The sequence below is a fragment of the Streptomyces sp. NPDC031474 genome (assembly GCF_055581185.1).
Genome location: NZ_JBVIJX010000008.1, coordinates 291673 through 317296 on the forward strand (window position 1 = coordinate 291673; position 25624 = coordinate 317296).

Below are 25624 nucleotides of genomic sequence, written 5' to 3' on the forward strand. Positions count from 1 at the left end.
GCCGGGGGCCGGGCGGGTCACGCCGCCTGCTCGCCTGCCTGTAGGTGCCACAGCGAGGCGTAGAGGCCGTTGCGGGCGAGGAGTTCGGCGTGGGTGCCCTGTTCGGCGACGAGGCCGCCCTTGTCGAGGACGTGGATCCAGTCGGCGTTGCGGATCGTCGAGAGACGGTGGGCGATGATGATCAGGGTGCGGTTCTCGGCGAAGGTGCGCAGGGTGCGCTGGATGGCGGCCTCCGTCTCGTTGTCCACGGCGGAGGTGGCTTCGTCGAGGATGACGACGGGCGGGTCCTTGAGGATGGCCCGGGCAAGGGCCAGTCGTTGTTTCTGGCCGCCCGACAGGGCCGCGCCGCGCTCCCCGATCATCGTTTCGTAACCGCCCGGCAGGGCCTCGATGAAGGGGTGCGCCTCGGCCATGCGCGCGGCGTCGACCAGGCGTTCGTCGGTGGCGTCGAAACTGCCGTAGCGGATGTTGTCGGCGATGGTGCCGTCGAAGAGGAAGGGGTCCTGGGCGACGAATCCGACGGCGCCCCGCAACCCCCGCCGGGACAGGTCGCGTACGTCCCGGCCGTCGAGCAGGACCCGGCCGGAGTCGGTGTCCTGGAAACGCATGAGCAACTTGGCGATGGTCGTCTTACCGGAACCTGTGGGGCCGACGATGCCGGTGACGCGGCCCGGCGCGATGCGCAGGGAGAGGTCCCTGAGGACGGGCGGGCGGCCGGGGTAGGCGAAGGTGACCCGGTCGAGGGTGACGGCGCCCTTGACGCCGTCGGCGTCCACGGGATGTTCGGGGCCGACGGGTTCGGTGGGCAGTGCGTGCAGGCGCAGGACGCGCTCATGGGCGGCGAGGGTGCGCTGACACTGGTCGACGATGGAGCCGAGCCGGGTGAGCCGCAGCAGGACCTGCTGGGGCAGACCGATGAGGGGACTGAACACCTCGAACGGCAGGGTTCCGTCGAGGACGGAGCGGCCGCCGAGCAGGAGGGTGCCGGTCATGGAGGCGGTGGTGACGGCGCGGATCGTCTCGGCGTGGCGGACGGTGGAACGGTCCGTGCGGCGTGTGCTCTCGCGGCACACCTCGCTGAGGTCGTCGACGCGCCGGGACTCGTACTCCTCGGTGCAGAAGCTCTTGACGGTGGCGCCGGCCTCCAGACTGTTCACCAACTGGCTGTGCAGTTGGGCCTTGTGCTCGCTGGAGAGTCTGTAGTCGATGGCGACACGGTCGTGGTAGCGGAAGGACAGCCAGGCCACGATCGGCATCGGCAGGAAGGCGATCCAGGCGATCTCGGGGGCCAGCAGGAGGAAAGCGGGCACCAACACCAGGAAACTGAAGGCGAGTTGGACGACGTCGCCCGCTGCGGTCGCGAAGAAGGCGCCGAGTTGGGTGACCTCTTCGGTGAGGACGCCGGCGATGCGGCTGGTGCGCTCGCCCTCCAGATGGCGCAGTTCGAGCTTCTGCACCTGGGCGTAGGTTGCGCTGCGCCAGTCGTGCTCGACGGTCTGACCGAGTCGCCGCCATTCCACGCTCGCCGCGTAGGACAGGCCGGCGACGGCGGCGCAGGCCACGGCGGCGGCGCCCGCGAGGAACCACAACTGGGCGGAGGCGCCGGTCAGTCCGAGAGCGAGAAGGGGTGCGGCCTCGCCCTTGATGAGGACGAGCGCGATCCAGCCGAGGAAGAGACCCAGCGCCACCTCGGCCAGCTGGCATGCGGCGGAGAGCCCGGAGGCGAGACAGAGCCGGGGTCTGTGCGGGCCGACGATGTCGAGCAGGGAGCGCAGGGTGGACCTCGGCCGGGGCGGCGACGCCTCGTCGGCGGTGGAGCCGGGCGGGTGTGTGCCGTCGGGTGTCGCGCGCACGGCCCGGCGTACGACGAGGACGGTGGCGGTGACGACGGCGCCGAGGACGGCGAGCGGTTTACGCAGGAGCTTGCCGGGGCCGAGGGCGAGCGCGGCCGCTGTCGCGCCGCCTGCGAGGGCCAGGGCGGGGGCTGGGGTGCGAGTGGGGGCAGAGGCGGAGGCGGGGGCGGAGGCGGTGCTCGGGGCGATATGGCTGGGCGGTGTGGCGGGTCGCCGTTGTGCGGCCCGGAAAACGGTGGCCAGGGAATCACGGATGATTCTTGCGACCTCAATGGTTTCCAGGCATGGATCGTGGAGGACGAGAACGCTTCCCGTGACCCCGCTGACCTTTGCCGTCCGCACGCCAGGAGATTTTTCCAGAACGCTTTCCAGGACTTTCGAGAAACGCGTTCTGCCCACCATTTCGGCAATCTTCCAACGTTGCCGCCCCGGAATCGCAGAGCACAGTCTCAGCGAATATGTTTCCGCGTTTTCCCGGGCCGAATTCCGTACGGCCGCAGTATCCACCAGCAATGTCATGTTCAGTAGACCCCCGAGTTGCTTCCCCTTCGAGGCGTGGGCGTTCAGTTCGCCTTGCCGGTGGCGACGGCGGCCGTGCGTCCCTTGGCGGGCCCCTTGGACCGGGTGTCGGCGGCGGGTGTTTCCTCAGCGACCGACTGAGCCTGCGGGTGTGACTGCGGCTCCGGATGACCACTGCCCCCCATCTGCGCCGCGACGACTTCGGCGGTGACCTCGGCGGCGAGATCCTGCAAACCCTCGCCGGCTTCTTGCGCGGCGCGCTTCACTTCGAGCGCCAGCCCCACCGACGTTTTCACCAGTCCTCGCATCAGCGGCTTGACGACCCGCTTGGCCAGGGGTGCGGCGATGAGACCGATCAGAAACGGGGGAACTACGGGAGGCATGAGTCGTACCCCTTTCTTTTCGGGGGCGCAAACTCATTGCCCCCGGCATTTGTGTAACCTGCATCAGCGTATCGGAGTCCCGAGGGCAGAAACCAAGCCGATACCTGCCCCGTCACCCGGAAGAGTAATAAGCCGCAATGAAACCAGCCGGTTCAGGCCAGAAACCAGGCCCGATCCAGCCGGTCCGGGCCGGTCGGCCACGAATGAATCAGCGGCCGACCCGACCACCTTTCCCCATTAATTTCACGGAGCGTACGGAAAAAGGTGGCCAGTAAATGCAGAGACGATACGGCGATCCGCGCGGACCCGCACCGGGCCGGCGGCGCAGCGGTCGCCACTTTTCATCCCGGCCCATGCGTCCGCATCGCAGCCTGCCGAAACCATTGACGAGGACATGATGGCCCCCTATCTTCTGGCCGAAGTTACGAACCATGTTCGAAATAGCGAACAGGTAGCTTCATGGACAAGGGACGGTCCTGTATGCCTCGGATGTACCGCCGCAGACCCCTGCTCGTCTGCGTGTTGGCGCTCCTCGTCGCCCTGGTGGCGGCGACCCAGCCGGTGTCCGCGGCCGACGGCCGCCCGTACACCAACCCGCTGAAGTCCGCCAAGGGCGCCGACCCCTGGCTTGAGTACTACGACGGCGACTACTACCTGATCACCACGACGTTCACGGGTGTCCTCGGTATCCGCAAGGCGCCGACCCTGGCGGGTCTCGCGACCGCGCCGACCGTGCAGGTGTGGTCGGACACCACGTCGACCCGCAACAACAACATCTGGGCACCGGAGATCCACCAGTTCAACGGCCACTGGTACCTGTACTACTCGGCGGGACAGGGCGGCACCGCCTGCTGCGACTCCCAGCGCACCCATGTCCTGGAGAGCGCCGGCACCGACCCGCTGGGCCCCTACACCTACAAGGGGTCCCTCACCGGTTCCAACCTCACCCCCGGCGGCTGGCTGATCGACGCAAGCGTCCTACAGGCGAACGGAAAGCTGTTTCTCGTCGGAAGCGGTTTCGTCAACGGCAGCACGCAGAGTCTGGTCATCGCGCCGATGAGCAACCCGTACACGCTGTCCAGCAGCACCTTCACGGTGATCTCCAGCCCGACGCTGAGCTGGGAGACCTCGGGCTCACCGGTGAACGAGGGCCCCGAACCGCTGTACCACGACGGCCGCACCTTCCTCACCTACTCCGCGAGCTCCTGCCAGACCGCCGACTACAAGCTGGGGCAGCTGGAGTTGACGGGCAGCGACCCCCTGAACCCGGCGTCCTGGACCAAGAAGCAGACGCCCGTCTTCCAGCGCAGCGACACGAACGGCGTCTACGGTCCGGGCCACAACGGCTTCTTCACCTCGCCCGACGGCACCGAGAACTGGATCGTCTACCACGCCAACTCGTCCGCGAGCGGCGGCTGCGGCAACGGCCGGACGACCCGCGCCCAGAAGTTCACCTGGAACGCCGACGGCACGCCGAACTTCGGCGCCCCGGTCGCGCTCGGCACGACGCTCCCCGGCCCGTCCGGCGAGACGGCGACGACCCCGACGTCGTACACCCTCGTCAACCGCAACAGCGGCAAGTGCCTGGACGTCGAAGGCGGTTCCACCGCCAACGGCACGAACATCCTCCAGTGGACCTGCACCGGCGGAGCCAACCAGAAGTGGCGGATCGAGGACCAGGGCGACGACACCAGCCGGCTGGTGAACGTGGCCACCGGCGGGGTGATGGACACCGCCGACTGCTCCACCGCGGACGGCGCCGATCTGCGTCAGTGGTCGTGGCTGAACAACAAGTGCCAGCGTTTCCGGCTCGTCTTCACCGCGAGCGGCGACTACGTCCGGCTCGTCGGCGAGAACAGCGGCAAGGTCGCCGACGTCGCGGACTGCGGTACCGCGAACGGCACCGACGTACGGCAGTGGACCTGGCTGAACAACACCTGCCAGCAGTGGCGCCTCGTGCCGACCACCTGAGCCCCACGCGCGCCTCCGCCGCCCGAAAACACCCCGGACTCGACTCCCCCTCCCTCATCTCCCCTCTTTGTCTCCCTCCCCCATCAGGAGAACTCCCTTGAGACGCAACGCCGTTCGGCTGTTCCTTGCCGGCCTCGTCGCCCTCGCGGCCGTCCTCACCGGCCTGGGCGCCCCGGCCCAGGCCGCCGTGCCAGACTCCCCCGCCGTGACGTACACCAACCCGATCGCCGAGAAGCGCGCCGACCCGCACATCTACAAGCACACCGACGGCTACTACTACTTCACCGCCACCGTCCCCGAGTACGACCGCATCGTGCTGCGCCGGGCGACGACCATCCAGGGCCTGTCGACGGCCCAGGAGGTCACCATCTGGACCAAGCACAGCAGCGGGGTCATGGGCGCCCACATCTGGGCGCCGGAGATCCACTTCATCGACGGCAAGTGGTACGTGTACTTCGCGGCCGGGTCCACCAGTGACGTCTGGGCGATCCGGATGTACGTCCTGGAAGGCGCCGGCGCCAACCCGCTCACCGCGACCTGGACCGAGAAGGGCCAGATCAAGACCACGTGGGAGAGCTTCTCGCTCGACTCCACCACGTTCGTCGTGAACGGCGTCCGCTACCTCGCCTGGGCGCAGCGCAACCCCTCCGAGGACAACAACACCAGCCTGTTCATCGCGAAGATGGCCAACCCCTGGACCATCTCGGGGACTCCGACGGAGATCTCGCAGCCGACGCTGTCCTGGGAAACGGTCGGCTACAAGGTCAACGAGGGACCCGCGCTGATCCAGCACGGCGGCAAGGTCTTCATGACCTACTCGGCGAGCGCGACCGACGCCAACTACTGCCTCGGCATGCTGACCGCCTCCGCGACGGCCGACCTGACCGACCCGGCGTCCTGGACCAAGGGGTCGCAGCCCGTCTTCAAGACGAACGCCGCGACCTCGCAGTACGGGCCGGGCCACAACTCGTTCACGGTTTCCGAGGACGGAAAGTCCGACATCCTCGTCTACCACGACCGCAGCTACAAGGACATCACCGGCGATCCCCTGAACGACCCCAACCGCCGCACCCGCGTGCAGAAGGTGTACTGGAAGGCCGACGGCACGCCCGACTTCGGCATCCCGGTCGCCGACGGCGTCACCCCGCAACGGTTCTCCTCGTACAACTACGCGGACCGTTTCATCCGCCACTGGGAGTACCGCGCCCGCATCGAGGCGAACGTCAGCCCGCTCGCCGACTCGCAGTTCCGGGTGGTGACCGGTCTCACGGGATCCGGCACGGTGTCGCTGGAGTCGGCCGACTTCCCCGGCTACTACCTGCGGCACAAGAACTTCGAGGTGTGGCTGGAGAAGAACGACGGCACGTCGACGTTCGCCTCCGACGCGAGTTTCTACCGGCGGGCCGGGCTGGCCGACTCCGCGGGGATCTCGTACGAGTCCTCCAACTACGCCGGCCGTTACATCCGCCACTACGACTACCTGCTGTACGTGCAGACGCCGAGCACGGCGACGGACAAGTCAGACGCGACCTTCTACGCCCAGTGAGGCCCTCGCCGATGTGACGGCGGCCCACGGGCGGCCCGCCGACAGCGGGGCAGCGGCACGACACCGAGACTATACATAGGGCGTATATGCTCTATGTATAGTCTCGGCATGCCTACTCTGACCAGGAAGATGAAGAACACGGGGGCCTGGTTGCGTCCCGCCGCCGTCTCCGCGGCGGCCGCTTGCCTGACGGTCACGCTGACCGGCTGCGGCCGTGCCGACACCACGCACCCGAGCGCCGCCCGCGCCCATCCCGCGGCCACCGCCCAGGCCGCCCGTTTCGGCGCCGTGGACTGCCGGGAGGCGAAGTGCATCGCCCTCACCTTCGACGCGGGCCCCAGCGAGAACTCGGCCCGGCTGCTGGACATCCTGAAGGAGAAACAGGTTCCGGCGACCTTCTTCCTGCTGGGTGCGCGGCACATCGAGAAGTACCCGGAGCTCGTCAGACGCATGGCCGCCGAGGGACACGAGGTGGCCAGCCACACCTGGGACCACAAGATCCTCACGCAGATCACGCCGGCGGAGATACGCGAGGAGCTGCAGCGCCCCAACGACGAGATAGAGCGCCTCACGGGGCGCCGTCCCACCCTGATGCGCCCGCCGCAGGGCCGCACGAACGAGACCGTGCACAAGATCTCCCGCGAGCTGGGCCTCGCCGAGGTGCTGTGGTCGGTGACCGCCAAGGACTACACGACGACCGACCCCGCGCTGATCCAGCGCCGGGTCCTCGCACAGGCCGACCGGGACGGCATCATCCTGTTGCACGACATCTACGACGGGACCGTGCCGGCCGTGCCCGGGATCATCGACGCGCTGAAAGAGCGCGGATACGTTTTCGTGACGGTTCCCCAGTTGCTGGCGCCCGGCGAGGCTCAGCCGGGGCGGGTCTACCGCTGACCTGTGATCCGGAGGGTCATCCTCCGCCGGACGGTCCTGACTCCCTAGGATCTCCGCGTGGTCATTTTCCAGCTGGAACGCACGGTACCGCTCTCCCTGGACGACGCCTGGCGTCGACTGACCGAGTGGTCCCGGCACGGCGACGTGGTGCCACTCACCCGCGTGTCCGTGCTCTCTCCCTCCCCGACCCGCGAGGGCACGGTCTTCGTGGCGCGAACGGGTTTCGGCCCGTTCGCCTTCGCCGACCGGATGGAGGTGACCGTCTGGCAGCCGCCGACCTACGACGAGCCGGGCCGGTGCCGGCTGGAGAAGCGGGGCCGGGTCGTCCTGGGCTGGGCCGAGATCGAGGTACGGCCGGGGCCGGGCGGGCGGGCCCGTGTGGTCTGGCGCGAAGAGTTGCGGGTGCGGTTTCTGCCGGCTTTCGTCGATCCGCTGCTCGCAGCCACGGCCCGCACGGTGTTCGGCCGGGCGGTCAACCGGCTGCTCCGCAGACCATGACGGTGCGGGGCTCGTACGCCGATGTCAGGGTGAGCGCATGACGGGAGCGGACCAGGTCGAGGAACCTGCGGTGGACGCCCCGCGCCGGATGCGGGGCGCCGCGCGGGACATCGGGGACATGGCGCCATTTCGGCGACGACACCTACGCCGACACCGCTGTGCGCGCCACCCCCAGCCTCCGATGTCGACGGACCGGCCGGCCGTGCGCGAGGCGGCGGCTCAGGCCACCGACCCGATCCGCCGAGCGGGCGCCGACGTCACGTCGTGATGGATCGGCGTGTGCGCCCCGGTGAGGGAGACCCCGCTGCCGCCCCGCCGGTTGGCGACGATTTCGGCGGCGATCGACAGCGCGGTCTCCTCGGGCGTACGGGCGCCCAGGTCGAGGCCGATGGGTGAGCGCAGGCGTGCCAACTCCAGCTCGGTGACGCCCACTTGGCGCAGCCGGTCGTTGCGGTCGAGGTGGGTGCGGCGGGAGCCCATCGCGCCGACATAGGCGACCGGGAGGCGCAGCGCCAAGCGGAGCAGGGGGACGTCGAACTTGGCGTCGTGGGTGAGGACGCACAGGACGGTCCGCGCATCCACCTCGGTGCGCTCCAGGTACCGGTGCGGCCACTCGACGACGATCTCGTCGGCCTCCGGGAAGCGGGTTTCCGTCGCGAAGACGGGTCGCGCGTCGCACACCGTCACGTGGTAGTTCAGGAACTTGCCGACCCGTACCAGCGCCGACGCGAAGTCGATCGCGCCGAACACGATCATCCGGGGTGCGGGCACGGACGACTCGACGAGGACGGTGAGCGGGGCCCCGCAGCGGGAGCCCCGCTCGTCGATCTCCAGGGTGCCGGTGCGACCGGCGTCGAGGAAGGCGGCGGCCTCGGCTGCGACCGTGCGGTCCAGCTCGGGATGGGCCCCGAAGCCACCGGTGCGGTAACCGCCGTCGTACGAGAGGTTGTCGTCGCTTTCGTCGGTGCGGACGAGCAGGGCGCGGCCGACCAGGTCCGCCGGACCGGTCACGATCCGTGCCAGCGCGGCCGCCCGGCCGGAGGCGGCCGCGTCGAGGGCGGCCGTGATCACCGGGCGGCCGGGGTCGCCGACGCGCACCGGGGTGACGAGGATGTCGATGATCCCGCCGCAGGTGAGTCCCACGGCGAAGGCGTCGTCGTCGCTGTAGCCGAACCGTTCGAAGACCGGCTCCCCGTCCTGAAGCGCCTGCCGGCACAGCTCGTAGACCGCGCCCTCCACACAGCCACCGGAGACCGAGCCGATCGCCGTGCCGTCGGCGTCCACCGCGAGGGCGGCGCCAGGCCTGCGGGGCGCGCTGCCGCCGACGGCCACCACGGTGGCCACGGCGAAGTCACGGCCCTGCTCGACCCACCGGTTCAGCTCCTCGGCGATGTCCAGCATCTCGGTCTCCTTAACTGCGGTTGCGTGGAGGGCGGTTGCTCGTCGGGCGGAGCGGCTAGTGCACGCCCAACCATCCCTCGATCGGGTGGAGGGCGAAGTACACGAGGAAGATCACCGTCAGGCCCCACATGAAGGCCCCGACCTCCCGCGCCCTGCCCTGCGCGGCCTTGATGGCGACGTAGGAGATGACACCCGCGGCGACACCGGTGGTGATGGTGTACGTGAAGGGCATCAGGACGACGGTCAGAAACACGGGGACAGCGGTGGCCCGGTCGGCCCTGAATGGACGACCCGGGGGACGGCCCGAGACGAACGGTTTAAGGGTCCGGGGGGACGAGGTCCCCCCCGGAGTCAGCGGCGCAGACCCCGTGGGGTCACGTTCCGGTGAGGTGTTCCGGACGTACCGGAGTGCGGTTGAGCTCCAGCCCGGTCGCGTCGCGGATCGCCGCGAGGACGGCCGGGGTCGAGGACAGGGTGGGCGCCTCGCCGACGCCGCGGAGCCCGTAGGGGGCGTGGTCGTCGGCGAGTTCGAGCACGTCGACGGGGATGGTCGGCGTGTCGAGAATCGTGGGGATCAGATAGTCCGTGAACGACGGGTTCCTGACCTTCGCCGTCTTCGGGTCGACGATGATCTCCTCCATGACCGCCACGCCCAGCCCCTGGGTCGTGCCGCCCTGGATCTGACCGATCACGGACAGCGGATTCAGCGCTTTTCCGACGTCCTGCGCGCAGGCCAGCTCGATGACCTTGACCAGGCCGAGCTCGGTGTCGACCTCGACGACGGCGCGGTGCGCTGCGAAGGAGTACTGGACGTGTCCGAAGCCCTGTCCGGTGCGCAGGTCGAAGGGCTCGGTCGGCCGGTGCCGCCACTCCGCCTCGACCTCGACGGCCTCCCCCTCGAGCACGTCGACCAGGTCGGCGAGAACCTCACCGCCGTCGGTGACGACCTTGCCGCCCTCCAGGAGCAGTTCGGCGGTGGCCCAGGCCGGGTGGTAGGAGCCGAACTTGCGGCGCCCCAGCTCCAGGACCTTCTCCCGGACGAGCTCGCAGGAGTTCTTGACCGCGCCGCCGGTGACGTACGTCTGCCGGGAGGCCGACGTCGAGCCGGCGCTGCCCACCTGGGTGTCCGCCGGGTGGATGGTCACCTGCGCGACGCCCAGCTCGGTGCGGGCGATCTGCGCGTGGACGGTGACACCGCCCTGGCCGACCTCGGCCATGGCCGTGTGGACGGTCGCGACGGGCTCGCCCGCGATGACCTCCATGCGGACCTTGGCGGTCGAGTAGTCGTCGAAGCCCTCGGAGAAGCCGACGTTTTTAATGCCGACCGCGTAGCCGATCCCCCGTACGACGCCCTCGCCGTGCGTGGTGTTGGACAGACCGCCGGGCAGCTGCCGGACGTCCGCTCCCTCGCTGCTCTCCCACTGGCGCTCCGGCGGCAGCGGCATCGCCTTGACGCGGCGCAGGAGTTCGGCGACCGGCGCCGGGGAGTCGACCGCCTGCCCGGTCGGCAGCAGGCTGCCCTGCTCCATCGCGTTGAGCCGGCGGAACTCGACCGGGTCCATGCCGAGTTCCGCCGCCACCTTGTCCATCTGTGCCTCGTAGGCGAAGCACGCCTGGACCGCGCCGAAACCGCGCATCGCGCCGCAGGGCGGGTTGTTGGTGTACAGGGCGATGGCCTCGATCTCTACGTCGTCGACGACGTAGGGGCCGATACCGAGCGAGGAGGCGTTTCCCACGACGGCCGGGCTGGCGGAGGCGTACGCGCCGCCGTCCAGGACGATCCGGCACTTCACATGGGTCAGCTTGCCCTCGCGGGTGGCCCCGTGCTCGTAGTACAGCTTGGCCGGGTGGCGGTGGACGTGGCCGAAGAAGGACTCGAAACGGTTGTAAACGATTTTGACGGGTTTTCCGGTGCGCAGGGCCAGCAGGCAGGCGTGGATCTGCATGGACAGGTCCTCGCGGCCGCCGAACGCGCCGCCGACGCCGGCCAGCGTCATCCGCACCTTGCTCTCGGGCAGGCCGAGGACGGGCGCGATCTGGCGCAGGTCGGAGTGGAGCCACTGGGTGGCGATGTAGAGGTGGACGCCGCCGTCCTCCTCCGGCACGGCGAGGCCGGACTCCGGGCCGAGGAAGGCCTGGTCCTGCATGCCGAAGGTGTACTCGCCCCTGACGATCACATCGGCGCGCCCGGCCGCCTCGGTCGCGTCGCCGCGGATGATCGGCTGGCGGTGGAGGATGTTCGGGTGCGGGACGTGACCGATGTGGTGGTCGTCGCGGCCCTCGTGGACGAGGATCGCGTCCGGGGCGGTCGCGGAGGCCTCGTCCGTGATGACCGGCAGTTCCCGGTACTCCACCTTGATCTTGGCGGCGGCGCGGCGGGCGGTCTCGGGGTGGTCGGCGGCGACGATCGCGACCGGTTCCCCGTGGTGGCGTACCTTCCCGTGGGCGAGGACCGGCGTGTCCTGGATCTCCAGGCCGTAGTTCTTCACGTCGGACGGCAGGTCGTCGTACGTCATCACGGCGTAGACGCCGGGGGTGGCGAGCGCCTCGGACGTGTCGATGGACACGATCTCGGCGTGGGCGAGGGTGGAGCGCAGGATCTGACCCCAGAGCATGTCCTCGTGCCACAGGTCGGAGGAGTACGCGAACTCTCCGGTGACCTTGAGGATGCCGTCGGGGCGGAGCGTGGACTCGCCGATGCCGCCCTTGGTCGGAGACCCCTGGGTGATCTTGGTGGGGGTGCCGACGGGGGCACCTCCCGCTCGGGCGGAGCCGAAAGTGGGGGAGGACATCGTCAGACCGCCTCTCCCTGCCGGGCGGCCGCCAGGCGGACCGCGTCCATGATCTTCTCGTAACCGGTGCAGCGGCACAGGTTGCCGGAGAGCGCCTCGCGGATGTCCGCGTCGGTCGGGTTCGGGTTGTGTTCCAGCATCTCGTCGGCGGCGACCAGCAGCCCCGGGGTGCAGAAGCCGCACTGGACGGCGCCGGCGTCGATGAACGCCTGCTGGATCGGGGCGAGTTCGGTGCCCTCGCCGGCCTGGGAGTCGTGGCCCTTGGGCTGCCAGCCCCTGGCCTCGTCGAGCGAGGTCCCCGAGACGCCCGAGACGCCCGACGCGCCCGCCTCTACCGGGCCGCCCGACGCTGCGCAGGTACCGGTTCCACAACCGCCGTGTTCGGCGCGCTGCTTGGCGTACTCGGCGAGCCCTTCGACGGTGACCACGTCACGCCCCTCCGCCTGACCGGCGGCGACCAGGCAGGAACAGACCGGGACGCCGTCCAGCCGGACCGTGCACGAGCCGCACTCGCCCTGCTCGCAGGCGTTCTTGGAACCGGGAAGGCCGAGCCGCTCCCGCAGGACGTACAGCAGGCTCTCGCCCTCCCACACGTCGTCGGCTTCCTGCGGACGTCCGTTGACAGTGAAGTTGACGCGCATCACGCAGCTCCCTCGGTGGTGCGGCGGGCGCCGCGGTACGACTCCCAGGTCCAGGTCAGCGTGCGGCGGGCCATCACGCCCACCGCGTGACGGCGGTAACTTGCCGTTCCCCGTACGTCGTCGATCGGATTGCAGGCGGCGGAACACAGGTCTGCGAACTGCTTGGCGACCGCCGGGGCGATGATTTTGCCGTTGTCCCAGAAACCGCCTTCTTCGAGCGCCGCGTTGAGGAAGTCCTCCGCGGCTGTGGCCCGGACGGGGGTGGGCGCGGCGGAACCGATGCCGGTGCGGACGGTCCGGGTCTCGGGGTGCAACGCCAGGCCGAAGGCGCAGACGGCGATGACCATGGCGTTGCGGGTGCCGACCTTGGAGTACTGCTGCGGTCCGTCGGCCTTCTTGATGTGGACGGCGCGGATCAGCTCGTCGGGGGCGAGGGCGTTGCGCTTGACGCCGGTGTAGAACGCGTCGATCGGGATCCGGCGCGAGCCGCGCACCGACTCGGCCTCGACCTCGGCGCCGGCGGCGAGCAGCGCGGGGTGGGCGTCGCCGGCCGGGGAGGCGGTGCCGAGGTTGCCGCCGACGCCGCCGCGGTTGCGGATCTGCGGAGAAGCCACGGTGTGCGAGGCGAGGGCGAGGCCCGGCAGCTCGGCACGCAGGTTCTCCATGATCCTGGTGTACGGGACGGAGGCGCCCAGCCGCACGCTCTCCTCGCCGACCTCCCACTCGTAGAGGTCACCGACACGGTTGAGGTCGAGCAGGTACTCGGGCCTGCGGTGGTCGAAGTTGATCTCGACCATCACGTCGGTGCCACCCGCAATGGGCACAGCGGTGGGGTGCTCGGCCTTGGCGGCGAGCGCCTCCTCCCAGCTGGCGGGGCGAAGGAAGTCCATGACCGGCTCTCTTCTTCGTCTCGTGCGTCTCGGAGTCGTATCGGCTGCCGGTGGCGACCGACGGCCGAATCGATCGAGCCAGAATCGGGTGCGGCGGGCCCGGCTCGTTCATGTGCTGTTCACGTGGAGTGAGGCCAGTACACAGCGCCTTGCTCCAGCCCGGTCAGTCACCGAAACCATGAAGGAGTTGGCTGGTCGACCGGGGCATCTTGTAGATTCGTATGAACGGAGGTCATCAGTAACCTCCTCGTTTTCCTGTGGAAACGTAGGAAACAGCCTGGCAATCAAAGAATGCGGTGCGTGACTGTCCGCCGCAGCGGTCCGGCCCCGGTGGGCGGGACCGGCGGCGGGTGCCTTCCCGCCACATCCTTCAGGATTCATCGTAGATTTCGAGACACAGAACGGCGGCGACGAGATGCGGCTGCGCGCCCTGCTGGACACCGATGCGCTGGGCCTGAGGCTCCTCGGCGGCGAGGACGAGCTGGACCGCGCGGTGCGGGGTGTCATGACCACCGACCTGCGGGACCCCAGCCGCTACCTCTCCGGCGGTGAGCTGGTGCTGACGGGCCTGGCGTGGCGCCGGGACGCGGCGGACTCCGAGCCGTTCGTGCGGATCCTGGTGCAGGCCGGGGTGGCCGCGCTCGCGGCGGGTGAGGCGGAACTGGGCGACATCCCGGAGGACCTGGTGGTGGCCTGTGCCCGGCACCGTCTCCCGGTGTTCGCGGTGCACGAGTCGGTGGCCTTCGCGACGATCACCGAACACGTGGTGCGGCAGGTGTCCGGCGAGCGCGCCGGGGATCTCGCGGCCGTCGTGGACCGGCACCGCCGGATGATGACCTCGGGCCCGGCGGGCGGCGGCCCGGACGTGGTCCTGGACCTGCTCGGCTCGGACCTGGACCTGCGCGCCTGGGTGCTGTCCCCCACCGGTCGGCTGATCGCGGGCCCGAAGGGCACGGGCCCCGGCCTGCCCGCCGAGGTGTGCGCGAAGCTCGCGGCGGAGCAGCTGGCTGCCGTCCGGACGGGCCGGCGCGGACCGCACCGGGCGCTGGTCGGCCAGGCGACGTACTCGCTGTTCCCGATCCGCAGCAGCGGCCGCGCCCCGCAGACCGCGCAGGGCCCGAAGGCCGGCCGGGACGTGCGCGAGAGCGTGCTGTCGGACTGGCTGCTGGCCGTCGAGGCCGACGCCGGGGACTGGGCGGACGAGCGCCTCGACCTGCTGCAGGGCGTCACCCAGCTGATCGCGGTGGAGCGGGACCGCCGGGACGCCGCGCGCACGGTGCGCAGGCGCCTGGCGCAGGAGGTGCTGGAGCTCGTCCAGACGGGCGCGGCCCCGGCGGAGATCGCGGCCCGGCTGCGGGTGGCCGCGCCGGTGCTGCTGCCGGGACTGGGGTCCGCGCCGCACTGGCAGGTGGTCGTGGCCCGCGTCGAGTGGGAGGACGGCGGCCCGGAGGCCGGCCCGGTCGCCCAGTCGCTCCTGGAGGAGATCCTGGTCGATCCGCTCGCCACCGGCCCGGAGCCCTCCGACCGCATCGCCGTCGCCCACACAGGTGACGAGGCCATCGCCCTCGTACCGCTGCCGGCGGTGTCGAGCGAGCACGACGGCTCCGAGAGCGGCGTCCTCGCCGACGCGCTCCTGACTACCGTACGAGAGCCGCTGTCGGCGGGTCTCGACGGCGACGGCCGGCTCACGCTGGGCGTCAGCGCGGCCGTGCATTCGGCGGAGGGGCTGCGCGGGGCGCTGGAGGAGGCGCGGCACGCGCGACGGGTGGCCGCCGCCCGGCCGGGGCGGGTGTGCGCGGCCGGGCACCAGGAACTGGCCTCGCACGTGCTCCTGCTCCCGTTCGTCCCGGACGACGTGCGCAGAGCGTTCACCGCCCGTCTCCTGGATCCCCTGCGCGACTACGACCGACGCCACCGCGCCGAGCTGATCCCGACGCTGGAGGCCTTCCTCGACTGCGACGGCTCATGGACCCGTTGCGCCTCCCGTCTGCATCTGCACGTCAACACTTTGCGTTACCGAGTGGGACGGATCGAGCAGTTGACGAGCCGTGACCTGTCGCGCCTGGAGGACAAGCTGGACTTCTTCCTGGCCCTGCGCATGAGCTGACGACAGGATGACAACAGGCCGACAAGGAACAGAAGCCGGTTCCCACCCGTCTTGCCGTCCTTCGGTCGGCCGTCCGTCGAAACCTTCGGGGACGGAGAGTCCCACGACTTTGTGAAATCTTTCACCCGCCCCCTTGGCTCGGTGCCGCGATTCGTGCTGAGATGCGGCCACCACTCAAAGCTCGACGGCGCGCTCGGGGAGGGCAACGTGGCGTACACCGCCATGTCCGGTACCGGAACGACCTCAGGTGACGACCCCCTCCAGACGGCCGTATGGCGGCTGCGCTCGCGGGCCTGCTGGTCCGACGCGGCGGCTCTGATCCCGCCCGAAACGGCGCAGGGCGCGATCCAGCGGGCCGCGCTGCTCGTGGAACGGTGCCTGTACACCGAGCAGGGCTGGCAGGACGCCGAGGACGCACTGCGTACGGCGGAAGCGCTGGCCCACGACGACGAGGAGCGGGGCGCCGCCGCTTGTGAACGGGGGCAACTTGCGTACGCCGCCACGGTGCACGGGGTGCGCGACCGGGTGGACGAGGCGCGGGCCGCGCTCGGCCGGGCGGCGGCGCTGATCCCGCCGGACGCGGTCGGCCGGGCGCTGCTGGACTTCCGCCGGGGCCTGCTCGCGGAGAACATCGCCCGTTCCCCGCAGGCCGCGAGGGCCGCCTACCGCCGCGCCCACACGGCGGCCGCGGCGCACTCGGACTCGCTGCTGCTGTCCTTCACCTGGCGCCACCTCGCCGGACTCGCCCTGCGCGACGGCGAGATGGCGGAGGCCCGCCACGGCTTCGCCGAATCCCTGCGCATCCGGGAGGAGTTGGGCTACCTGGTGGGCACAGCACCGGCGCTCGCCTCACTGGCGGACGCGGAAGCAGAGCCGGAGGCCTCCCGACTACGCGAGGAGGCACGACGCCTGTTCCGCCTCCTCGGCGGCGTCCCCACCTGGCTGGCAAGGCAGTTGACACCCCCGGCGGCGACGGCGTAGGGACGGGGGTCGGACTTCAGCCCGTCCGGCGTTTGAGGACGAGGCCCTTTCGGGGCCGAAGCGGGGGTCTGGGGGCGGCAGCCCCCAGCAGGCCGGCACGCACGCAGCGCGCACGCGGCACGCACCACGAACCGTCCGCTCAGGCCGCGCCGGCGAAGTGCTCTCGCACTACCGCCTGCACCACGTCCAGATCCCGTGCCGTCAACGCCTCCAGCAGCGTCAGGTGCTCCGTCGCGTCCGCCACGAGGTCGGCCCGTGCGCGCGAGGCGGGCCCGCCGACCAGCGGCCACTGCGACCGCCGGTGCAGATCCTCGGCGACCCCGACCAACTGCTCGTTGCCGGCGAGGGCGAGCATCGCCCGGTGGAAGACCCGGTCGGCCTCCGCGTACGTGACCCGGCAGCCGGAGGCCGCCGCGCGCATGCCCGCCTCGGCGAGGGGCCGCAGCTCCGCCCACCGCTCGGCAGGCACCGTACGGGCGAGCCGCAGCATCACGGGAATCTCGATCAGCGCCCGCACCTCGGCCAGCTCGGCGAGCTCGCGCGTACCCCGCACGATCACCCGGAACCCCCGGTTGGGGACGACCTCGACGGCGCCCTCCATCGCGAGCTGCTGCATCGCTTCCCGGACCGGCGTCGCGGAGACCCCGAAACGTTCCCCGAGGACCGGCGCCGAGTACACCTCGCCCGGCCGCAGGTCCCCGGCGACCAGGGCGGTGCGCAGCGCGTCGAGGATCTGGCCGCGCACCGAGGCGCGCTGGACGACGGGCCGGGGGCGCGGGATCGGGGTCTCGCTGTGCGTGTGCTCACCGCGCGCGGCGCCCGCCGGGCCGCACGGCTCACGGCCCGCGCCCTCACCGGGCTCACCGGGCTCACCGGGCTCACCGAACTGTCCGTACTCGGCAGCAACTCCGCGTGACTGCGCCGGCACCCGAGCCCAGTCCTCGGCCTCCTGTGCGGCCGGATTTCCCGTACCGATGGAGCCCTGCGCCCTCTGCTCCACGGGGGCCTCCTCCGGCCTTGTCGGTACTTGGGGTCATTACGGCGGGTTGTTACTCGTCCGTCAAGCACCTTAGGCGCACCGACCGCCAGTTCAAATCCCGACGATACCGGATAAGGTAAGGCTTACCTTTAATCGCTCCCAAAACGGAGGGCGCTCGAGCCCGACCGTCACGGAGCCGGGGCACACAGAACCGTTTCCCCGCACAGAACCGCTTCCCCCGGGAGTCGACCGGACCGCCGCGGCCCAGCCCGCGAAGGGCGGAACCGCGCCGTACGCCACCTGCCCGCGCACCTGCGACGCCGACCGCGTCACCAAGCTCACCGGCGCCCCGGCGAGTTGAGGCACGCTCAGGCACACTCGGCCACCCCCCGGCGACGGGACACGCCCGCACGTCCCGTAAGATCACCCGGACGAGACTCCCTTTCGGTTACAGGCGATTCACAACTTTCTCACTTGTCACGGGAACTTTCCGTGGAACCACCCGTACGGGTAGTCTTATTCGAACTCAACTCCCGCCCCTCAAGCGGCAGTTCGAGCAGAACGTCGCCCTGGGCATCCCCTTGCACCTCCTTGGCGGCCTCTTGCCCCGAAACCCCCTGAGGGACGGCGGGATTGGGCCACTATGGCGGGCGTTACGCCCTATCCCAATGCAAGGGACCCCCAGATGAGACTGACCGACATATCGCTGAACTGGCTGCTTCCCGGCGCCGTACTGCTCCTGGGCATGCTGGCGGCGGTTGCGGTGCTCGCGCGCGGCAAGCGCTCCTCCGGGGCCAACGCGAGCGCGGACGACTCGTGGGAGCGCACCGAAGAGCGCCGCAGGCGCAAGGAAGCCATATACGGAACCGCTTCCTACGTGCTTCTGTTCTGCTGTGCGGCCGTCGCCGCCGCACTCTCGTTCCACGGCCTGGTCGGCTTCGGCCAGCAGAACCTCGGCCTCACCAACGGCTGGGAGTACCTCGTCCCGTTCGGCCTGGACGGCGCGGCGATGTTCTGCTCCGTCCTCGCGGTGCGCGAGGCCAGCCACGGTGACGCGGCGCTCGGCTCCCGGATACTCGTGTGGACGTTCGCGGGCGCCGCGGCCTGGTTCAACTGGGTGCACGCGCCCAGGGGCCTCGGCCACGACGGCGCACCGCAGTTCTTCTCCGGCATGTCCCTGTCGGCGGCCGTTCTCTTCGACCGGGCCCTGAAGCAGACCCGCCGGGCCGCGCTGCGCGAGCAGGGGCTGGTGCCCCGTCCGCTGCCGCAGATCCGCGTCGTGCGCTGGCTGCGGGCTCCTCGTGAGACCTACAAGGCGTGGTCGCTGATGCTCCTGGAAAACGTGCGCAGCCTGGACGAGGCCGTCGAGGAGGTCCGCGACGACAAGGTCCGCAAGGAGGAGACCAAGCTGCGCCGTCGCGAGCAGCAGCGGGTCGAGCGGGCCCAGTTGAAGGCGATCAGCCGAGGTCACAGTCGTTTCCCCGGCCGTGGTGGCGGCGGTGGCCGTCAGGTGGAGGCCCAGGCCGCCCTGGAGCGCGCCACGGCCGAGCGAGTTTCCGCGGAGCCTGCCATAGCGAACTCTGCGGAGCAGCTGCCCGTACGGTCACGGCCCTCCTTGCAGCCCGTTCGCCACGGCGCCGACTCGTCGATCACCGTCGATCTCACCGCGGAGGACGACACAATGGCCCTGCCGCGCCTCGACTCCCTGGAGCGCAAGCTCAAGGACCTGGAGCAGCAGTTCGGCTGACGGACAGGTAGACACCACCGGGAAGGGGGCGCGACCACGACGGTCGCGCCCCCTTCCCGTTGCTGTGTCGCCCCTCGCCCATGGCCTGTCTTTCAGGGCCTGTCCTTCAGGCGGCTTCGGCTCCCAGCTCGAACCAGACGACTTTTCCGCCGCCCTGCGCCCGCACGCCCCAGGTGTCCGCGAGGGAGTCCACCAGGACCAGCCCCCGACCGTGCGTGCCCTCGTCGGGGCTGGGCGTGCTCGGCCGGGGGTGGCGGGCCACGAAGTCCCGTACCTCCACCCGCAGGCCGGACGGTGAGACGGTGGCCGTCAGCACCGCGTCGTCGTCGGTGTGCACGAGGGCGTTGGTGACGAGCTCGCTGGTGAGCAGTTCCGCCGTCTCCGACCGGCCGGGCCTTCCCCAGCCCTGCAGCAGTTCCCGCAACGCCCGGCGCACCTCGGGCACCGCCCGCAGATCCGCCCGTCCGAGCCTGCGGCTGAGCTGCGACGCCCCGTCCTGCTCCGCCACGTCCTCGGCCGTGCCCTCCCCTGTCCGTCTCGTCGCCGAGGTGCCCGCGATCGCCGTCGGACCGCTTCCCCAAGCCTGCCTCTCCATGACCCCCGCCCGCGTGTCGATGTCGGTTCCCCTCCTGCTCGAACACGTTCACGGGGATCCTTGCCCGGTCGGCACGGGGCCAGTCATGTCGAATCATCAACGACCGGGTGTTCGGCCATGTTCGGGCGGGCCGCGGGGGCGCTCCCCACACTCCCGGGCCCTCCCGGGGTTCCCCCGAGTCCTCCCCGAGTTTTCCCACGGGCTGCCGAGGGACGGGCGGCGCCCGTCCGAACCACCGAGGAGGGCGCCGCGAAACAACCGACCGGACCCTGTTTCCAGCGCGTGCGGAGCGCGCGATGCGACGGTTCGGGTGTCGTGCGCCTCAAGGGGCCTGTGTGCCGTCGACCCGGTCCGTCGGGCACGCGCCGGGCGAACCGGTGCCGGGCGATGTGGCCCTGCGGGCCTTGGACGAGCCGTCCGATACTGGCACCAGGCGGGAAAGGCCCTGCTCGACAGGGTGGTTCCGGTTGACAGGGCGCGGACTGGAGGAGCGGGCGGGCGGTTGCGAGAAGGCGGTGATCGGCCCCAGGCCCGGCGGCGACGAACTCGGCTTCCAGACCGAGGGGACGGCGTACGACGGCGCGGTCGTACCCCTGAAGAGTGCGCGCCGGCGCAACCGGCGCCCGACGTTCGCCTCCCCGGCGAGCGGTGGTGAGCCGGGGCATCCGCTCTGGGAGGCGGACGCCGACCCGGCCGCCCTCGCCCCCTTCCCACCTACGCACCCGGGCGACCTGCTGACCGTCCGGGATCGCATCGACTACGGATTCGCCCCTGCCGACCTGGCCGTACCCGAAGAAGAGGTGGGGCCGCTGATACCGGACGGCCGGAGCGCTTTCCCGTTGCCGACGACATTGGCCGGAATGCACTGCTCCTCACGCGGAAACGCAACGGAAACCGTGTCCCCCGTTTGCCCCGCATACTCGAACTGCCGCAGTACGAGGCCCAAGGGCCTTTCGCACTACGGCAGTTCAAGATCCCAGCGATACTCGCGCAGCAGTCCTAACTGCCTTCGACTCCCGTCGTGCCGATGTGGAAGATCTTGTGGTCGCGGGTCATGTCGACGACGAGCTTGGTCGCTGTGTTGCTGCTCCAGGTGAGGGTGACGACCGCCTCCGTGTAGTTCGCCGTGCCGTTGTCGGTGACCTTCCATGCGAGCGGCACGTTCTGGGCCCGCAGGACGCCGTTGGCGTGGTTCTTGTCCTCCCAGGCGTTCAGTTCCTTCTGGAAGGCCGGGGTGAGGTAATGCTTGCGGAGTTCGTCCGCGAGCTTTCCGCCGCCCTCGTCGGTCACCGCGTCGATGTAGGCGCCATAGAAGTCGGCGATACGGGTGATGTTGTCGGACGACTTGCCGCTGACGCTGCGCGGGCTGCCGGCGGAGGCCTGGGCCGTCACGCCGAGCCCGAGGGCCAGGGCGAGGGCCGCGGCCAGGGCGGCACGGCGGCGAGTGGTACGAAGGCGGCTCGTGCTCTTGCCGGTCAAGCTGATCATGCTCGTCATGTGTGTGTTCCCCGTATGTCTCGTGTGTCCAGTGGTCGTGTGGGGACGCCGTCCTCCCGACCCCCGTGACGGGAGGGCGGCGTCCCCGGCTCTTCTCGGTGGTCGTACGGCTGTGGGGGTCGTGCGGTCAGCGAAGCTTGTTGACGGCCGTGACGGTCGTCTTCTTGAAGGCCTTCACCGGCGCGTCGTCGAAGTCGCCGAGCCGGCCCCAGTCCACGACCGTCACCCGCGTGCCGTCCCGTCCCACGGAGAGGAGGCGGATGTCGGTCGCGCCCCAGGACGTCTCGGTGTGCAGGCCGTAGACATGGGCGCCCTCCTCCACGTTCAGCTTCCCGTAGTCCTTGAACGTGGCCGTGACCTCCGGGTCGGCCTGCTCGATCCGCGTGGCGCAGGACTTGATGTGCTCGTTGACCAGCGAGAACCGCCACTTCGCCGCGCTGACGCTCGACAGTTCGAGGCTGACCTGACGGGCGCTGGCGTCGAGGTCGGTCCGGAAGTCCCGGTACCAGGAGTCCCGTCCGTCGCCCAGCGCCGTGCCGAGACAGCGGTCCGCCTCCGCCTCCGGCGATGCGCCGGCGGTGATCTCACCGGCCGTCCAGGACGAGCTGGGGTGCGGCGGAAGGTCGGCGGCGGAGAGGAAGCCGGGCGGCTGCGGCGCGGCCGCACCCGCCGGTGCGGCGCCGGCGGGTACGACGAGCAGGGTGCCGAGGGCGAGGCCCGCCGCCGTGAGTGCGGTGAGCCCGGTGAGCGTGGCGGCTCGGATGCGCTTGGGCATGGGTGTCCCCCGTGAGTGAGTGCATGGGTGTGGATCGTCGCCGCGACGCCGGTTGGTCGATCCGGCCCTGGTCGGGGCGACACCAAGAGCATCGGCGGACGGAGCGGCCCGGTGCAACGTTCTTCGCCCGATCTGCCGCGGTGGAACCATCCCAGCCCATGTGACGTGCAGGTATATGGGTGCCTGGGATGACCGACCGGGCCGGACGAGCACGGGGGAACGGTGTCGACCGACGACGGTGTGGGCGATGTGACGGAGTTCGCGGCGCTGCTGACGGAACTGAAGGGGCGCACGGAGCGCAGCTACGGCTCTCTCGCACGCCGACTGGGCATGAACACCTCGACTCTGCACCGGTACTGCGCGGGGGAAGCGGTTCCGCAGGATTTCGCCCCGGTGGAGCGGCTCGCGGAGTTCTGCGGAGCGACCTCCGAGGAACGCCTCGAACTGCACCGGCGGTGGCTGCGCGCAGTGGCGGCCCGTCAGCAGCGGGCGGCGCGGAGCATATCCGCCCCGGACGCACCGGACGCACGAGAAGCACCGGGAGCACCGGAAGCACCGACGCTCCGGGAAACGCGGAAGACCTCAGAAGCCTTAGAAACACCGGCAACGACGGAAATGCCGGAAACACCGGAAACACCGGGCGCACCGCCGGAAGCGAACGCCCGGCCTTCGGCGGAAACAGAGCCTCGGAAACCCGGCGGACAACAGGCGCCGTCTCGCCGTTGGTACCGTCGTCGACGCGTCACAGTCCTCGTCGGTGTCGCCTGCGCGGTCCTCGCCACCCTGGGCAGCCTGTCCGCGCTGCCCGGCGGCAACCACCCGACGGCTTCCGACGACGCCGCCCGGGCCCCGGGATCCACCGCCGACCCGTACCGGACGGCGTCCCCGCACCCTTCCCCCACGCCCACCAGCAGCACGACCCTCTCCCCCGCGCCCCGCTCCGCCTCGCCCTCCCTTTCGACCGGCCCCGGCAGGACCTCCCCCTCCGGGGCCAGCGCCCCGGCCGGCGGCAGGGCCTCGGCCCCCGCGACGGGCGTACCGCTGCTGTGGACCGCCGACTCCCAGGTCTGGGCGCTCGGCTGCGGTCACGACTACGTCATCGACAAACCTCCGGCGCAGGTTCCACCGCCCCCGGCTGAGCAGGACGCCGGTCAGTGGGCGTCGGCCCAGGGCGCCCTGCACGGGCGGGAGACCAACGTGGAGATCTCGGTGCAGGGCCGCGACTCGACGGCCGTCGTTCTGACGGCGTTGCGTGTGCGGGTCGTCGGCCGCGCCTCACCCGCGCAGGGCACCGTGTACGCCATGGACCAGGGCTGCGGCGGCTCGCTCAGCAAGCGCTACTTCGCGGTCGACCTGGACAAGGACCGTCCCGTCGCGCACTCGGTCGCCGGGAACGATGCGGGCACTCCGATCCCGGCGGTGAGCCTGCCCTACCGCGTGTCCAGCGCGGACCCGGAGGTGCTGCTGGTCACGGCACGGACCGAGAGCTGCGACTGCAACTGGTACCTCGAACTCGACTGGTCGTCCCAGGGACGTACCGGCACGGTCCGCGTCGACGATCACGGCCGCCCGTTCCGCACGAGCGGCATCAAGGGTCTGCCCCGCTACTGGTACGGCTCGGACAACGGCGAGCGCCAGTGGGTCCCCGCCACCGACTGACCGCAGGCTGCCGTGGCCTGGCGACCCACCGTCCACCCGGACCGACCGTCGCCGACCGGCGGGACCAGCAGTGACCGGCCGGGCTGCCGGCGTCCTTACGGGCGAGGCACGTTGCGCAGGTTGGAGCGGGCCATCTGCAGCATCCGGCCCACCCCGCCGTCGAGGACGATCTTCGAGGCGGACAGCGCGAAACCGGTGACCATCTCGGCGCTGATCTTCGGCGGGATGGACAGCGCGTTGGGGTCGGTGACGATGTCGACGAGGGCCGGGCCCTTGTGCCGGAAGGCGTCCCTGAGCGCGCCGGCCAGTTGTCTGGGCTTCTCGACGCGGACGCCGTGGGCGCCGCAGGCGCGGGCGACGGCGGCGAAGTCGGGGTTCTTGTTGGCAGTGCCGTACGAGGGCAGCCCCGCGACCAACATCTCCAACTCCACCATGGCGAGCGAGGAGTTGTTGAACAGTACGACCTTCACGGGCAGGTCGTACTGGACGAGGGTCAGGAAGTCGCCCATCAGCATGGAGAAACCGCCGTCGCCGGACATCGACACGACCTGCCGACGGCGGTCGGTGAACTGTGCGCCGATCGCCATGGGCAGCGCGTTCGCCATGGAGCCGTGGGAGAAGGAACCGATGACGCGGCGGCGGCCGTTGGGCGTGAGGTAACGAGCGGCCCAGACGTTGCACATCCCGGTGTCCACGGTGAACACGGCGTCGTCGGCGGCGAGTTCGTCGACGACGGCGGCAACGTACTCGGGGTGGACGGGAACGTGTTTCTCCACGTTCCGCGTGTACGCCTTCACCACCCCCTCCAGCGCGTCGGCGTGCTTCTTCAGCATCCGGTCGAGGAAACGCCGGTTGTCCTTCGCCCGCACCCGCGGGATCAGACAGCGCAGGGTCTCGCGCACGTCGCCCCAGACGGCGAGGTCCAACTTCGAGCGCCGGCCCAGGTGTTCGGGCCGCACGTCGACCTGGGCGATCTTCACGTCGTCGGGCAGGAAGGCGTTGTACGGGAAATCGGTTCCGAGCAGGATCAGCAGGTCGCACTCGTGAGTGGCCTCGTACGCGGCGCCGTAGCCGAGGAGACCGCTCATGCCGACGTCGAATTCATTGTCGTACTGAATCCACTCCTTCCCGCGCAACGCGTGCCCCACCGGGGACTTGATCTTTCCGGCGAACTCCATGACCTCGGCGTGCGCGCCGGCCGTACCGCTGCCGCAGAAGAGGGTGACCTTGTCGGCCGCGTCGATCATCTCGACGAATGCGTCGATCTCGGCGTCTCCGGGGCGGACGGTGGGCCGGGCGGTGACGAGAGCGGTTTCGACGGCTTTCTCGGGGGCGGGCCGGTCGGCGATGTCGCCGGGGAGCGACACCACGCTGACGCCGCTGCGGCCGACCGCGTTCTGGATCGCCGTGTGCAACAGCCGGGGCATCTGTTTCGGGCTGGAGATCAGTTCGCTGTAGTGGCTGCACTCGCGGAACAGCTGGTCGGGGTGGGTTTCCTGGAAGTAGCCCAGGCCGATCTCGCTGGAGGGGATGTGCGAGGCGAGGGCGAGCACGGGGGCCATGGAGCGGTGGGCGTCGTAGAGGCCGTTGATGAGGTGGAGGTTGCCGGGTCCGCAGGAGCCCGCGCACGCCGCGAGCTTCCCGGTGATCTGCGCTTCCGCGCCGGCGGCGAAGGCGGCGGTCTCCTCGTGGCGGACGTGGATCCAGTCGAGGGCGGGGTTGCGGCGCACGGCGTCCACGACGGGGTTGAGGCTGTCCCCCACGACGCCGTAGAGGCGCTTCACTCCCGCGCGGGCGAGGATGTCCACGAACTGTTCGGCGACGTTCTGCTTGGCCATGGATCGACGCACCCCTTCGGTCTCGGTCTCCTCGGGTCCCCCCTCCACAGTGGCC

19 protein-coding genes and 1 pseudogene are annotated in these 25624 nt (G+C 70.3%); 8 read left to right on the top strand and 12 right to left on the bottom strand.

What is annotated here, in order from left to right; translation table 11 throughout:
- Positions 1 to 17: 17 nt before the first annotated feature.
- Positions 18 to 2195 carry an ABC transporter ATP-binding protein gene (locus tag ACZ5SK_RS18575; RefSeq protein WP_361705503.1) on the bottom strand — a complete coding sequence of 726 codons (2178 nt, stop codon included), beginning with the start codon at positions 2193 to 2195 and terminating at the stop codon, positions 18 to 20.
- Between the two features lie 221 nt (positions 2196 to 2416).
- The gene (locus ACZ5SK_RS18580) at positions 2417 to 2755 is read right to left on the bottom strand and encodes a DUF5132 domain-containing protein (protein ID WP_334576100.1); all 339 of its coding nucleotides are present in this window, start codon (positions 2753 to 2755) and stop codon (positions 2417 to 2419) included.
- A 480-nt stretch (positions 2756 to 3235) separates the two neighbouring features.
- Here ACZ5SK_RS18580 and ACZ5SK_RS18585 point away from each other — a divergent pair, with 480 nt between their 5' ends.
- The 4 genes from ACZ5SK_RS18585 to ACZ5SK_RS18600 all read left to right on the top strand — a co-directional run bounded on the left by ACZ5SK_RS18585 (position 3236) and on the right by ACZ5SK_RS18600 (position 7667).
- Positions 3236 to 4726: a family 43 glycosylhydrolase gene (locus ACZ5SK_RS18585; RefSeq protein WP_334576102.1), complete on the top strand. Its 1491-nt coding sequence runs from the start codon at positions 3236 to 3238 to the stop codon at positions 4724 to 4726.
- Positions 4727 to 4823: 97 nt separating this feature from the next.
- Complete coding sequence (locus ACZ5SK_RS18590) at positions 4824 to 6272, top strand: family 43 glycosylhydrolase (protein ID WP_334576103.1); 1449 nt, start codon at positions 4824 to 4826, stop codon at positions 6270 to 6272.
- 129 nt (positions 6273 to 6401) lie between these two features.
- Complete coding sequence (locus tag ACZ5SK_RS18595; protein ID WP_334581120.1) at positions 6402 to 7169, top strand: polysaccharide deacetylase family protein; 768 nt, start codon at positions 6402 to 6404, stop codon at positions 7167 to 7169.
- Between the two features lie 57 nt (positions 7170 to 7226).
- Positions 7227 to 7667 carry an SRPBCC family protein gene (locus tag ACZ5SK_RS18600; protein ID WP_334576105.1) on the top strand — a complete coding sequence of 147 codons (441 nt, stop codon included), beginning with the start codon at positions 7227 to 7229 and terminating at the stop codon, positions 7665 to 7667.
- 219 nt (positions 7668 to 7886) lie between these two features.
- Here the strand turns inward: ACZ5SK_RS18600 and ACZ5SK_RS18605 are convergent, their stop codons facing one another.
- From ACZ5SK_RS18605 to ACZ5SK_RS18625, 5 genes and pseudogenes are all read right to left on the bottom strand, one after another.
- Positions 7887 to 9068 carry an XdhC family protein gene (locus tag ACZ5SK_RS18605; RefSeq protein ID WP_334576106.1) on the bottom strand — a complete coding sequence of 394 codons (1182 nt, stop codon included), beginning with the start codon at positions 9066 to 9068 and terminating at the stop codon, positions 7887 to 7889.
- Between the two features lie 55 nt (positions 9069 to 9123).
- A pseudogene (locus ACZ5SK_RS18610) lies at positions 9124 to 9345 on the bottom strand (NCS2 family permease); the annotation flags it as partial.
- Positions 9346 to 9442: 97 nt separating this feature from the next.
- Positions 9443 to 11860, bottom strand: a complete 2418-nt coding sequence (locus tag ACZ5SK_RS18615) for a xanthine dehydrogenase family protein molybdopterin-binding subunit (protein WP_468576302.1) — start codon at positions 11858 to 11860, stop codon at positions 9443 to 9445.
- Between the two features lie 2 nt (positions 11861 to 11862).
- On the bottom strand, positions 11863 to 12501 hold the full coding sequence (locus ACZ5SK_RS18620; protein ID WP_334576108.1) for a (2Fe-2S)-binding protein: 639 nt from the start codon (positions 12499 to 12501) through the stop codon (positions 11863 to 11865).
- A complete protein-coding gene (locus ACZ5SK_RS18625) occupies positions 12501 to 13391 on the bottom strand; it encodes an FAD binding domain-containing protein (protein WP_334576110.1) in 891 nt (296 codons plus the stop codon). The genes ACZ5SK_RS18620 and ACZ5SK_RS18625 overlap by 1 nt, the downstream gene beginning before the upstream one ends.
- Positions 13392 to 13806: 415 nt before the next feature.
- Here ACZ5SK_RS18625 and ACZ5SK_RS18630 point away from each other — a divergent pair, with 415 nt between their 5' ends.
- Both ACZ5SK_RS18630 and ACZ5SK_RS18635 read left to right on the top strand, forming a co-directional pair.
- Positions 13807 to 15498 (top strand): PucR family transcriptional regulator, encoded by a 1692-nt coding sequence (locus tag ACZ5SK_RS18630; protein ID WP_468156549.1) that lies wholly within the window; start codon positions 13807 to 13809, stop codon positions 15496 to 15498.
- 207 nt (positions 15499 to 15705) lie between these two features.
- Positions 15706 to 16479 (top strand): hypothetical protein, encoded by a 774-nt coding sequence (locus ACZ5SK_RS18635; protein ID WP_334576114.1) that lies wholly within the window; start codon positions 15706 to 15708, stop codon positions 16477 to 16479.
- 139 nt (positions 16480 to 16618) lie between these two features.
- On the opposite strand, the gene ACZ5SK_RS18640 is transcribed toward ACZ5SK_RS18635, so the two are convergent.
- Complete coding sequence (locus ACZ5SK_RS18640) at positions 16619 to 17479, bottom strand: GntR family transcriptional regulator (protein ID WP_457493734.1); 861 nt, start codon at positions 17477 to 17479, stop codon at positions 16619 to 16621.
- A 664-nt stretch (positions 17480 to 18143) separates the two neighbouring features.
- Between ACZ5SK_RS18640 and ACZ5SK_RS18645 the strand changes: the two genes are divergently transcribed.
- Entirely contained in the window at positions 18144 to 19205 is a 1062-nt protein-coding gene (locus tag ACZ5SK_RS18645) for a DUF2637 domain-containing protein (protein ID WP_334576117.1), read from the top strand.
- A 106-nt stretch (positions 19206 to 19311) separates the two neighbouring features.
- On the opposite strand, the gene ACZ5SK_RS18650 is transcribed toward ACZ5SK_RS18645, so the two are convergent.
- The 3 genes from ACZ5SK_RS18650 to ACZ5SK_RS18660 form a co-directional block, all read right to left on the bottom strand.
- Positions 19312 to 19800: an ATP-binding protein gene (locus tag ACZ5SK_RS18650; RefSeq protein ID WP_457493733.1), complete on the bottom strand. Its 489-nt coding sequence runs from the start codon at positions 19798 to 19800 to the stop codon at positions 19312 to 19314.
- Positions 19801 to 20799: 999 nt separating this feature from the next.
- The gene (locus tag ACZ5SK_RS18655) at positions 20800 to 21297 is read right to left on the bottom strand and encodes a hypothetical protein (RefSeq protein WP_443041208.1); all 498 of its coding nucleotides are present in this window, start codon (positions 21295 to 21297) and stop codon (positions 20800 to 20802) included.
- Positions 21298 to 21424: 127 nt separating this feature from the next.
- Positions 21425 to 22072, bottom strand: a complete 648-nt coding sequence (locus ACZ5SK_RS18660) for a hypothetical protein (RefSeq protein ID WP_361705487.1) — start codon at positions 22070 to 22072, stop codon at positions 21425 to 21427.
- Positions 22073 to 22294: 222 nt separating this feature from the next.
- Here ACZ5SK_RS18660 and ACZ5SK_RS18665 point away from each other — a divergent pair, with 222 nt between their 5' ends.
- Positions 22295 to 23731 carry a helix-turn-helix domain-containing protein gene (locus ACZ5SK_RS18665; RefSeq protein ID WP_334576121.1) on the top strand — a complete coding sequence of 479 codons (1437 nt, stop codon included), beginning with the start codon at positions 22295 to 22297 and terminating at the stop codon, positions 23729 to 23731.
- A gap of 95 nt (positions 23732 to 23826) precedes the next feature.
- Here the strand turns inward: ACZ5SK_RS18665 and ACZ5SK_RS18670 are convergent, their stop codons facing one another.
- Positions 23827 to 25569: a pyruvate dehydrogenase gene (locus ACZ5SK_RS18670; RefSeq protein WP_334576123.1), complete on the bottom strand. Its 1743-nt coding sequence runs from the start codon at positions 25567 to 25569 to the stop codon at positions 23827 to 23829.
- Positions 25570 to 25624: the final 55 nt, after the last annotated feature.